Source organism: Nocardia sp. NPDC059240 (assembly GCF_042753865.1).
GTDB lineage: Bacteria > Actinomycetota > Actinomycetes > Mycobacteriales > Mycobacteriaceae > Nocardia.
In genome coordinates, this window is record NZ_JBHZAC010000015.1 from 17,444 (window position 1) to 29,680 (window position 12,237).

Below are 12,237 nucleotides of genomic sequence, written 5' to 3' on the forward strand. Positions count from 1 at the left end.
AGTCGACTGCCGGGGCCCGAATTCGTCTGTGCGGCCTAGCCGGCCGTGACAGCCGCGAGCGCGTACTCACCCAGCTGCGGGTAGGTCGGGTACTCGATCCCCGAGATGTACTGCACGGTCCGCACCACCTGGCACGAGTAACCGAATTCGTTGTCGTACCAGAGGTAGAGGATCGCGGTGTCACCGTCGACGATGGTGGCATTGGCGTCCACGATCGAGGCCGCCCGCGACCCGATGAAGTCGCTCGACACCACATCGGTGGCCGCCGTGAAGTCGAGGTTGCGGCTCAGCGGGCCCGACAGCGACACCTGCCGCAGGTACTCGAGCACCTCCTCGCGCGTGGTCTCGCGACGCAGCTGCAGATTCAGGATCGCGACCGAGACATCCGGCGTGGGAACGCGAATCGAGCTGCCGGTGATCTTCGCCGCGAAGTCCGGCATGGCCTTCTTCACGGCGGACTGCGCGCCGGTCTCGGTCAGCACCAGGTTGAACGGCGCGGACCGGCCGCGACGATCGGACTTGTGGAAGTTGTCCAGCAGGTTCTGGTCATTGGTGAACGAGTGCACCGTCTCCACGTGCCCGCGCACGATGCCGAACTCGTCCTCCATCGCCTTGAGCGGCGGTACGATCGCATTGGTGGTGCAGGACGCGCAGGAGTAGATGGTCTGCGACAGATCCAGGTCCCGGTGGTTGACGCCGTGCACGATATTCGGCACATCGCCCTTGCCGGGCGCGGTCAGCACGACCTTCGCGATACCCGGGCGCAGGTGGTTCTCCAGGCCCTCGCGGTCACGCCACTTGCCGGTGTTGTCGATCAGGATGGCGTCGTTGATCCCGTACTCGGTGTAGTCGATCTCCGAGGGGTCGTTGCTGTAGATGAACTTGATCTCGTTGCCGTTGGCGATGATCGAGGAGTTCTCGGCGTCGACCTTGATGGTCCCGTTGAACTGCCCGTGCACCGAGTCGCGCCGCAGCAGCGAGGCCCGCTTGACCAGGTCCTCCTCGCCGCCCTTGCGCACCACGACGGCCCGCACGCGCAGCCCGTTGCCCGAGCCGACCTTCTCGATGAGCAGCCGGGCCACCAGTCGCCCGATCCGCCCGAAGCCGTAGAGCACGACATCGCGCGGGCCCGGGGCCTGCGCCTTGTTGCCGGCGGTGATGTCGGCCAGCACGTCGGCGGTGAACTCCGGCACCGCCAGCCCGCGCTGGTCGGCGCGGTAGGCCATGACCAGTCGACCCAGGTCGATCTTGCTCGGGCCCAGGTCCATCCCGCTGAGCACCTCGAGGAACGGGAAGGTCTCGTCGACCGACAGTTCCTCGCCCTCGATCTGCCGCGCGAACCGATGGGTGCGCAGAATGCTGATCACTGATTTGTTCACCAGCGACCGGCTGTGCAGCAGGATCGTCACGCCCTTATCGCGGTAGAGCTTTCCGATGATCGGAATCATCGCCTCCGCGGCTGCCTCGTGAGCGTTCCAGCGGTCAAGATGGTCGGTAGTCAACACAAGTCCTCGGGGTCTGGCCGATCCGTACGAGAACCGATGCTATCCAGCGCCGAAGTATCACAATCTCCGGCTCCCCGCATGTGAGATGCAGATCGCCCTGCGAGGACGGTCGCCCCGACACGACCGCCTCCGCCGGATCCGTGCGCTAGTGCGCCGACAGGCTGCTGAGTACCCCGTCGAGGTAGCCACCGCCGAAGGCGCTGCCGAGCCCCGCGCCCGCGCTGCCCGCGTTCACGGACCCCGCCCCGATGGCGTTACCCAGGTCCCCGGCCGAGCCGGTCGAGATGAGGTCGACATCGGCGCCGGTGGTGAGCGGAATCCCGTCCGCCGCGGCCGTTCCCATACCTGCGCCGAGCAGTGCGCAGGCCGCGAAGCCCACGAGAATGGTTCGTTTCATAAAATTGTCCTCTTATCTGTGCATCGGAGCGGGCACTGACTTCCCCCACTCCGCGCGCCAGAGCATATGAAACATCGACAATTCAGATGAGCGTTTCGGCCCGTTTGCTACCAATCTCATAGGTGCGCACCACCTCGGCCAATTCCGGCCAGCCACACAGGAATACATCCCGGATCGGCCCCGTGCCCAGCTGACACAGCACGCCCAGCGCCGACACCGTCGCCCGTGCCATCACGGTGAGCTCCGGCGGCAGAGTCATCTGACGGAAGACATTGGACAGCTGAATCCGCGTGATCACCCCGACCTGCTCACGCATCCACCCGGTGGTGAGCCGGAAATCGTCCTGCAGCAACACATCCAGGAACGGCGAGATGGCGCGGACCAGCTCGTCGACCTCGAACTCCTGGCCCGGCTGCACGAATCCATAGGCGCGCAAAGAGGTTTCGAGCTGTTCGGGAGTGCCGTTGTAGAGGGCGTCACCGAGATCGGCGACGATGCGACGCAACTGCGGGGGCACCGGAGCGCACGCGCCGAAATCGACCACCCCGATCCGCCCGTCGGGCAGCAGCAGAAAATTTCCGGGATGCACGTCGCTGTAAAGCATTTCGCACCGCATCTTCGCGGCTTCGAGGAATTCGAGAATGGCCAGACCGGCGCGGCTACGATCCCCCGGGCTCGCGTCCGCGACCAGCGTCCCGAAGGACTTACCGGGGACCCATTCGCTGATGAGCACGTCGTCGGCGCACTCGATCACGTCGGGCACCAGGAACCGGGTGTCCCCGGCGAAAGCCTCGGCGAAGATGCGCTGATGGGCGGCCTCCCGCCGGTAATCGAGTTCCTCGGTCACCATCCGGCAGACCATCTCGACAATGCCCCCGACGTCCGCCCCCGGCATGACCGCACCGATCACGCCCGTGAGTCCGCGCAGGGTCCGCAGATCCGCGGCCGCGGCTTCCCGCACGCCCGGATACATCACCTTCACGGCCACCGCGCGCCCGTCGTGCCAGACCGCCCGATGTACCTGTCCCAGCGACGCGGCCGCGGCCGGACGATCCTCGAAACTGCGGAACAGGCCGCGCCATCCGTCGCCGAAGTTCGCCGCGAGCACCTGATGCACCAGCCCCGGCAGCATCGGCGGCACCGAATCCTGCAGCCGGCTCATGGCCTCGCCCGCCGCCTCGGCCAGCTCCGCCCACTCCGGACCCACCGCGTCGAACGGCAGGATGGAGCGGTAGACCGCGGCCATCTGCCCGACCTTGGCGGCGCAGCCCTTCAATTCCCCGAGCACCTCGAAAAGGTGCTCGGCGGTGCGCAATTGCACCTGCCGATCGATATCGGCCGCCGAGCGCCCCAGCAACCTGCGACCGCGCCCGGCCATCCGCCGACCCGCGTACGCCACCGGCAACCCGGCCAGCTTGGCGTCGCGGACCAGCCGATTCGTCGGCATCGACTGCCCGTTCGCGCGCGTCACACCCGGAAATGGGATTACCCGTCCCAAACCGTCCCCCGATTCAGTTCCAACCATGCCGAACCGCCTACCGTCTTGCGGTCTGTAGTCTGGCACATTTTCGAACCGAGCGGTGAACAAAGTTGTTCGCAGCAAACAGGCAGCCGAACCGTGGCCGCGCCGATTTCAGCGCGGCGACGGCCGAATTCAGCGTGCGGCGATGAGCGCCGAACCGTGGCCGAACAGGCCCTGGTTCACCGCGATGCCCGCGCGGGCGCCCTCGACCTGCCGGCCGTCGGCCTGCCCGCGCAGCTGCCAGGTCATCTCGCAGACCTGGGCGATGGCCTGCGCCGGGATCGCCTCACCGAAGCAGGCCAGCCCGCCACTCGGGTTGACCGGCACCCGGCCACCCAAAGTCGTTGCGCCACTGCGCAGCAACGCTTCCGCGCCACCTTCTTCGCACAGGCCGATATCCTCGTACCAGTCCAGTTCCAGCGCGGTCGAGAGGTCGTAGACCTCCGCGAACGACAGCTCGTCGGGCCCGAGTCCGGCCTCTTCGTAGGCGGCATGCGCGATGGCCGAACGGAAGGTGCGCGACGGCGGCTCCACGGCGACGGCCGAATCGGTCGAGAAGTCCGGCAGATCCAGCACGGTCTTGGGGAAGGTCGGGGTGACCGTCGAGAGCGCCTTGATCCGAACGGGATCGGCAACACCGTGGCGTCGCGCGTAGTCCATCGAGGTCAGCACCAGCGCGGCACCGCCGTCACTGGTGGCGCAGATGTCGAGCAGCCGTAAGGGATCCGACACGATCGCCGAGGCGGCGATCTCCTCGACCGACACCTCCTTGCGGTACCGCGCGTTCGGGTTGTTCAGGCCGTGGCGGGCGTTCTTCACCTTGACCGCGGCGAAGTCGTCGAGGGTGGCGCCGTGCAGTGCCATCCGGCGGCGCGCGTAGAGCGCGAAGTAGATGGGGTTGGTCGCGCCGAGCAGATGGAAACGCAGCCAGTCCGGATCATCGCGGCGCTCGCCCCCGACCGGCTGGAAGAAGCCCTTCGGGGTGGTGTCCGCGCCGACCACCAGCGCCACATCGGTCAGCCCGGCCAGGATCTGGGCGCGGGCATTGGCGATGGCCTGCGCGCCCGAAGCGCACGCGGCGTAGCTGCTCGAGATCCGCGCGCCCGACCAGCCCAGCGCCTGCGCGAAGGTCGCGCCCGCGACGAAACCGGGGTACCCGTTGCGGATGGTGTCCGCGCCGGCGATGTAGCCGACATCGCGGTAGTCGACGCCCGCGTCCGCGAGTGCCGCACGCGCGGCGACCAATCCGTATTCGACGAAGTTGCGGCCCCACTTGCCCCACGGGTGCATGCCCGCGCCGAGGACGGCGATATCGCGATTGTTGTCAGTCATTGACCGGCCTCCACTTCCACACCGTGTGCTCGGCTTCCTCGTCCTCGTAGAGCGTGCCGACGGCCAGCTCGACCGGCATGCCGACGGCCAGATCGTCGACGGTGAACCCACGCACGACCTGTCCGAGGATCACCATCTTCTCGACCTCGAGCTCCACGGCCGCAACGACATACGGCTCGAACGGATCGCCCGAGACGTACGGGGCGGGTGGCTTGTAGCGAGCATCCGCGTACGACCAGATCCGGCCGCGCGTGGAAAACAGGTATTCCTCGAGCTCGGACCCGTCATGCGGACCGGCACACTGCGGATTGCGACAGGCCAGCGAGTTCCGTGGGAAGTACGGTGTGCCGCAGTCTTTGCAGCGACTCCCCTTCAGCCGGACCGCGCCGTCCTCGGACGTGAACCAGTCGGCCACGGCAGGGCGTTGTTCTTTCTGCACAACCCCGACGGTATAGGAACACGTTCTACTTTGGGAGTGGAATCCGCTCCGCCGATCCGCGCCCGCGAGTACGGTCGAAACCGTGGGCACCAAAGCCATCGACCCGCGGTCGATCCGCAATGTCACCCTGATCGGAAACCCCGAGGCGACCGCCCGACTCACCCACCGCCTGCTACGCGCACACGGCACCTCCGACTCCCCGGCCACCATACGATGGGCGACCGACCGCATCGAACACACCATCCGCGTCACCGAACTCGCCGCCCACGCCCCCATGGCCACCCTGGAACGATCGATCCGCGTGGCCGACGGCCTGATCGCGGTCACCGACGCCGCCGACAACCCCCGTCTGCAAACCATGCTGCGCATCGCCGACGACCACCAGGTAGCCCGCCTCTGCCTCATCCACGGCCTCGACCACCCGACCGCCGATTTCGACCGCTGCCTGCACACCCTCGCCGAAACCCGCGGCGCGACACCGATACCCCTGCAGACCCCCGGCTCCGACAACGTCATCGATCTGATCGCAATGGCCGACCTCATCCCCCTCGCCGCCGAAACCTACGGCGGCCCTTGGAAACTCGCCGAAGACCGCTACCGCACCCTTGCGAAAACGCTGGCCCCCTACCCATCCAGCCGCTGGCACCAGCGCATCCGCCACCTGACCCGCATCGGCGACATCGTCCCCGTCCTCTGCGGTCCCACCGGGTCCGGAAACGACACCACCACACTCCTCGACGCCATCATCCGATACCTCCCGTCCCCCCTGGATGTCTGCCAGCCCGAACACGCCCTCGACTACTGAGCGATACCTCCGGAGCGCTGAGCCGGGCGAGGCAGGAAGCCGATGTCGGTGAAGTAGTCGATGTAGCGGTCGAGGACGATGCCGTCCAGGGGGCGGCAGTCGGGGGCGGGGCCGGTGGCGTCCGGGCCCAGGCCCGCGTAGTTGATGCTGAGGGCGGCGGCTCGGGCGAGGGTGTCGTCTCCGGTGGACGCGTGTGCTTCGGCGGCGGCTGTGAGGGCGGTGGCGAAGCATTCGGCGGCGACCGGCTGCAGGCGATGTCCTCGGAGGTGGAGGCGGGCGAGCAACTCCCGCAACGACACTCGGTGTGGGGCGGGTTCGGCGGGCTCGCCGTCGGGGCGCCGGACCGGTCTAACGATGGCGGCCGCAACGTGGTCCACCGGTAGCGCATCGATCCCGATGCCGCCGAGATCCGGGGCCATGCCGAGCAGCACCATGGCGCGCACCATCGTCCATACGGCATCGTCGACACTGCCTGCGCCGGTGCGGGTGTCGCCGGTGATGAGGGCGGGACGGTGGATGACCGTAGGGATCTCGCGCTCGGCGGCAGTGGCGACGAGCCGTTCGGCGGCCCATTTGGTGAGCAGGTAGCCGGGGGCTCCGGTCGATGGTTCGCCGGAGTCGGCGGGCAGTGAGGCGGTCGAGACGAAGTGGACGGGCTTGACCCGGGTGGTGACGGCCAGGCGCAGCACTTCGGCGGTGCCGCCGACATTCGCGTCGCGCAGGCGGGCGTACGGTGCGAGATGGTTGACCGCCGCGCCATTGTGGTAGACGACGTCGATTCGTTCCGCCAGGTCGGCGAAACGTGTTGTGCCCACGCCGAATTCCGGCTGCGCGAGATCACCAGCGACGGGAATGATCCGGTCCGCGTATGCGCCGAGCTCCACTCGATAGCGGGCGGCGGCACTCCGAATCCGATCCCGGGCGGCGGTGTCGGAGGCGGCGCGCACCAGGCAGTGGACCGTGGCCGGCGTGTGTTCGAGCAGTTCCCGCAGCAGGAAGATGCCCAGAAAGCCGGTGGCCCCGGTCAACAGGATCGCGCGGGGTGCACCCGAGCGGGCCGGAGGGCGATCGACAGCGGTGATGGCGGGGTCGAGGACGGCGTCGGTGCGCGGATCCGGACCGGTCGGCAGCGCGGCCGGCTCGTCACGCAGCGCGGCGGCCAGTTCGCCGACCTTCGGGTGGGCGAACAGGGAGCGCAATGGCACCGGCAGTTCGAGCCTTTCGGCCAATGCGGCACGCACCCGGATAGCGGTCAGCGACGTCCCGCCGAGGGTGAAGAAGTCGTCGTCGCGTCCCACCCGGTCGACACCGAGTAGCTCGGCGAAGACAGCGGCGATGGCTCGCTCGTCGGCGGTGACCGGCGGCTGGAACTCTCGTCGGACCTGGTCCGGCTCCGGCAGCGCGGCACGATCGAGCTTTCCCGTTGCACCCAAAGGCAATTCGTCGAGCACCAGCAGCCGGGACGGAACCAGGTACCCGGGCAGCCGATCTCGGGCCGAGGCCAGCACGGCGTCGGCATCCAGAACCGCACCGGCGGGCGCGGTCACATATCCGATCAGCTGTTCGCGGCGAACCAGCACGACGGCCCGGGCGACCGAAGGGTGTGCGCGTAAGGCGGTCTCGACTTCTCCCGGTTCGATGCGCAATCCATGCAGTGACAGCTGAAAATCTGTGCGGCCCAGGAACTCCAGCACCCCGTCGGTGCGCATGCGAACCAGATCGCCAGTGCGGTACATCCGCGAACCTGCCGGACCGTAGGGGTCGGCGGCGAACCGGTGCGCGGTCTGCCCGCTCGCGGCCTCGTAGCCGCGCGCCAGCTGCGGACCGGTCAGATACAACTCGCCGGCGACGCCCGACGGTACCGGACGCAGACGGGAATCGAGCACGTACACACCGGTATTGGGTACCGGACGCCCGATCGGCACGCCGGTGTCGGTAGGCGCGCAGCGATGGAAGGTCGAGGTGACGGTGCCTTCGGTCGGCCCGTAGGTGTTGTCGACGACAGCGGCGTGACGGTCCCGGACCTGCGCTACCAGCCACGGCGGCAGTTCCTCGCCGCCGACGGACAGATACCGCAGGCTCGCCGGAAGTTCCGTGTTCCCGTCGGCCAGCAGTAGGGCCAGCATGGAGGGCACGGACTCCAGCATCACGACCTCGTGCCGGCGGATGGTCTCCAGCAGATAGTCGGGGTCCAGGTGGCCGCCGGGAACCGCCATCACCAGTCGAGCGCCGATCTGCAACGGCAGGAACAACTCCCACACCGATGCGTCGAAGGTGATCGGCGTCTTGTGCAGGAACGTGTCGGCGGGCCCGAGGTCGTACTGCCCGTGCATCCAGCCCAGCTGGTTCATCACGGCGGCGTGGGTGACCACCACACCCTTCGGGCGGCCGGTGGATCCAGAGGTGAACAGCACGTAGGCGGCATTCGACATCCGCAGAGGCGCACGACGATCCGCGTCGGCGACCGGGTCGGCCGCATGCCTCGACAAGTCCAGGCGGTCGAGGCACACCTGCACGGCCGTGGTGTCGAGTCCCGGCCCGGCGGTCAAGATGCATGCGGGCCGGACCGTTTCGAGAAGATGGCCGATCCGCTCGGCCGGGTGATCCGGGTCGATCGGCACGTAAGCGGCGCCGGCCGTCAGTACCGCATAGATCGCCGCGAGCATCTCCGGCGACCGCGGGATGGCCACCGCCACCCGGTCTTCCGGCCCGATGCCAGACGAAATCAGCTCTTGCGCAAGCCTGTTCACCCAGGCCGCGAACTCGGCGTAGGTGAACCGCCGATCCTCGAAGACCATGGCGACAGCATCCGGCGTCCGCGCGGCCCGGGCGTGGAACGCATCGAGCACGCTGCCCGGCGACACCGGTTGCCGCACACCGGCTCCCGCGGTCGTGACGGCGGCGCGTTCCGCCCGGGTCAGCAACGACAGATCCCCGACCGGCAGGTCCGGGTCAGCCACCGCCGCCGTCAGCACCTGGTTCAGGTATCGCGCGAGCGCCGCCATCCGGGCCTCGTCGAAGAGATCGGTGGCATACCGCCAGGAGCACGGCAGCCCACCCGCCTCGCCTACCGGCTCGACCACGGTCAGTTCCAGCTCGAATTCCGCGGTCTCCCGACCGGATTCGACACCCGAGATGGTGAGCTCGGGTAGTCGCAGCACCTGCTCACCGAGATTCTGGAAGACCAGCAGCACCTGTACGAGCGGTTGATACGCCTCGGTGCGCGGCGGATCCAGCTCCTCCACCAGGCATTCGAACGGCACGTCGGCATGGTCGAAGGCGGCCAGATCGGTGTCACGGACGCGATCGAGCAGTCGCGCGAACGGCTCGTCCTCATCGATCCCGGTGCGCAGCACCAGGGTATTGACGAACATGCCAATCAGATCGTCGAGTTCGCGCGCACCGCGCCCGGCCAGCACGGTGCCGACCGCGACATCATCGGTGCGTGCCAGCCGGGACAGCACGACGGCGAGCGCCGCGTGCACCACCATGAACAGCGATACTCCGCGATCGCGTGCCAGCCGGGTGAGCGCACCGCGCAGCTCCGCGTCGATCTCGAATTCGTAAGCGGCGCCGTCGGTTCCGAGCACTGCGGGGCGCGGCCGGTCGGTGGGCAGCTCGAGCAGCGGCGGCAGTGCGTCGAGGGTGTCGCGCCAATACCGAAGCTGCTGCGACAGCAGGGAATCCGGGTCGTCGCGGCGACCGAGCATGTCACGTTGCCAGATCGCGTAGTCGGCGTACTGCACCGGCAGCGGCGTCCACCGTGGCGGCTGTCCGTGCGCTCGGGCCACATAGGCGGCGGTCAGGTCGCGGATCAGCGGATCCAGCGAAAATCCGTCCGCCGCAATGTGATGCACCACCACCGACAGCACGAACTCGTCCTCCGCCGCGCGGAACACTCCCGCTCGCACCGGCACTTCCCGGGTGACGTCGAAACCGGGGGCGGTCAGCGCGGCGAGCGCGGCAGGCAACTCCGCCGCGGTGACCGGCCGGGGCGTCAGATCCAGCGGGACCCGGTCGGCCGGCAGCACGAGCTGACACCCGGCTCCGTCGACCTCCGGATACACGGTCCGCAAAACCTCGTGCCGCTCGACCACATCACGGACGGCCGCGGCCAGCGCAGCCACATCCAATGCCCCGGACAGCCGCAGCGCGATGGTGATGTGATGGGCGGCCGAGTCCGGATCCAGCCTGGCCAGGAACCACATGCGCTGCTGAGCCAGTGACAGCGGAGCCCGCTCACCGCGCGGCTGCGGGGCCAGGGCGGCGAATGCGCCCGCCGTCGCGGATCCCACCGCGAGGGCGAGGGCGGCGACGGTCGCGTGATCGAACACCATCTCGACCGGGACCTTGCGGTCGAGGGTTGCCCCCAGTCGCCCCGCCAGCCGCATAGCCAGCAGCGAATTGCCGCCGAGCTCGAAGAAATCGTCCGCGGCCCCGACTCGGTCGACCCCCAGCAGCCGGGCGAACTCCGCCGCGATCAGCATCTCGGTGTCGCCCGCCGGTGCGCGATACTCCCGTGCGCCCAGCACGGGCTCCGGTAGTCGCGCACGGTCCAGCTTGCCGGCCGGGGTGAGCGGCACCGCGTCGAGGACGACGATCGCCGCGGGCACCTCGTGCCTGGGCAGCGCTACTCGGGCCCGAGCCCACAGCGCGGACATGTCGACCGCTGTGTCGGCCGACGGCAAAACATAAGACACCAAGGCGTTTTCGCCGCTCGGCAGTATTCGCACATCTGTAATCGCCAGCGCCACCGAATCATCGGCCGCCAGCACAGCATCGATCTCGCCGAGTTCCACCCGGAATCCACGGATCTTGACCTGAGAATCCTTGCGGCCCAGGTATTCCAGCTCGCGACCACCCCGCGTGCCGATCACCCACCGGACCACATCGCCCGTGCGATACATGCGCTCACCGGTGCCGCCCGGATGCGCGACGAACCGCTGCGCGGTCAGCGCGGGCCGACCGTGATAGTCGCGAGCCAATCCGGGCGCCGACACGTACAGCTCACCGGCCGAACCGTCGGGCACCAGTCGCAGCCGGGAATCCAGCACCAGCGCGGTCACACCCGCGATGGGCGCCCCCACCGTGACTGGATCGGCCGGGGCGAGCGGGGCACTGATGGTGACCGCGACGGTGCTCTCGGTCGGGCCGTAGAGGTTGAAGAACCCCCGATCGGATGCCCACCGCGCGACCAGCTCGGGTGGGCACGCCTCACCGCCCACCAGCACCGCCCGCAGCTCCGGCACCCGACTCGGATCGAGTCCGGCCAGCACCGCGGGAGTGAGGAAAGCGTGGCTGACTCGTTCCGCACGCAGCAGCTCGGCCAACCCTTCCCCGCCATAGCAATCCGCGGGCGCGATGACCATGGTCGCCCCGGTCCCGCAAGCCAGCAGCAATTCCAGAATGGCCGCATCGAAGCTCGGCGAAGCGAAATGCAGCGTGCGCGCACCCGAGGTCACCCCGAATCGGCGAGTCACCTCGCCGCACAGCCCCGCCAATCCCGCATGGGTGACCGTGACGCCCTTGGGCTGCCCCGTCGACCCCGACGTATAGATGACGTAGGCCGCATTCCCACCGTGCAGCCTGCGCACCCGCTCGCCGTAGTCGACCGGCCGATCGGAGGCGAGCGCCAGCGCCGCCCCGCAAGCCAGCGAATCGAGATCCAGCCACCGCAGCCCGGCTCCCCACTCCGAGTGCAGGCCATTGAGCGAAATCCCTACCACCGCACCGGAATCCGCCAACATGTACCGCACCCGCTCGACCGGATACCGCGGATCCACCGGCACATAAACCGCCCCGCACTTGGCCACCGCCCACAGCGCCACCACCGCCTCGATCGACCGCGGCAACGCCACCACAACCCGATCCTCCGCCCCCAACCCCCGCCCGATCAGCACCCGCGCCAACCGCGAAGACCGCCGATCCAACTCGGCGTAACTCACCTCTTCCCCCGCACACCGCACCGCAACGCCCGCCGGATTCGCCTCCACCGCCCCCGCCAACAACTGCGGCAACGTCCGCGTCCGAGCCCCCCGCCCCCGCACCCCCCGAGATTCCCGTCTCGCAGGCGCAGAAGCGGTCACTCCCGATACCCGCCGACCAGCTCATCCCCCGGCATTGCACCGCAAACCCGCAAAACGCTACCTATCTCCATCAGAACCGAATGTACAGCGACCATGCAGCAACACAGTCGGGCAGCAAACCACCCAGCCACATGGACCCCAGATCGTACAT

The 12,237-nt window shown here is 68.4% G+C and carries 7 protein-coding genes; 1 reads left to right on the plus strand and 6 read right to left on the minus strand.

The annotated features are described in order from the left end of the window. Positions 1-35 precede the first annotated feature (35 nt). From ACFXHA_RS39025 to ACFXHA_RS39045, 5 genes are all read right to left on the minus strand, one after another. Positions 36-1,502, minus strand: coding sequence for a glyceraldehyde-3-phosphate dehydrogenase (locus ACFXHA_RS39025; RefSeq protein ID WP_379365357.1), 1,467 nt, complete (start codon positions 1,500-1,502; stop codon positions 36-38). Between the two features lie 148 nt (positions 1,503-1,650). After that, complete coding sequence (locus tag ACFXHA_RS39030; RefSeq protein WP_379365360.1) at positions 1,651-1,902, minus strand: hypothetical protein; 252 nt, start codon at positions 1,900-1,902, stop codon at positions 1,651-1,653. 82 nt (positions 1,903-1,984) lie between these two features. Further along, the gene (locus ACFXHA_RS39035) at positions 1,985-3,349 is read right to left on the minus strand and encodes an ABC1 kinase family protein (protein WP_379365362.1); all 1,365 of its coding nucleotides are present in this window, start codon (positions 3,347-3,349) and stop codon (positions 1,985-1,987) included. A 207-nt stretch (positions 3,350-3,556) separates the two neighbouring features. Then, positions 3,557-4,756, minus strand: coding sequence for a lipid-transfer protein (locus tag ACFXHA_RS39040; protein ID WP_379365364.1), 1,200 nt, complete (start codon positions 4,754-4,756; stop codon positions 3,557-3,559). Then, positions 4,749-5,195, minus strand: coding sequence for a Zn-ribbon domain-containing OB-fold protein (locus tag ACFXHA_RS39045; protein WP_379365366.1), 447 nt, complete (start codon positions 5,193-5,195; stop codon positions 4,749-4,751). The genes ACFXHA_RS39040 and ACFXHA_RS39045 overlap by 8 nt, the downstream gene beginning before the upstream one ends. A gap of 82 nt (positions 5,196-5,277) precedes the next feature. On the opposite strand from ACFXHA_RS39045, the gene ACFXHA_RS39050 reads away from it, so the two are divergent. Further along, entirely contained in the window at positions 5,278-6,000 is a 723-nt protein-coding gene (locus tag ACFXHA_RS39050) for a GTP-binding protein (RefSeq protein WP_379365368.1), read from the plus strand. Here ACFXHA_RS39050 and ACFXHA_RS39055 read toward each other — a convergent pair. After that, positions 5,994-12,017, minus strand: a complete 6,024-nt coding sequence (locus tag ACFXHA_RS39055; protein WP_379365370.1) for an amino acid adenylation domain-containing protein — start codon at positions 12,015-12,017, stop codon at positions 5,994-5,996. The genes ACFXHA_RS39050 and ACFXHA_RS39055 overlap by 7 nt on opposite strands. Positions 12,018-12,237: the final 220 nt, after the last annotated feature.

Bases quoted from the DNA above. Each gene is read 5' to 3' on its own strand.
- ACFXHA_RS39035 (WP_379365362.1), bottom strand. From the start codon at position 3,349: ATGCCGACGAATCGGCTGGTCCGCGACGCCAAGCTGGCCGGGTTGCCG.
- ACFXHA_RS39040 (WP_379365364.1), bottom strand. From the start codon at position 4,756: ATGACTGACAACAATCGCGATATCGCCGTCCTCGGCGCGGGCATGCAC.
- ACFXHA_RS39030 (WP_379365360.1), bottom strand. From the start codon at position 1,902: ATGAAACGAACCATTCTCGTGGGCTTCGCGGCCTGCGCACTGCTCGGC.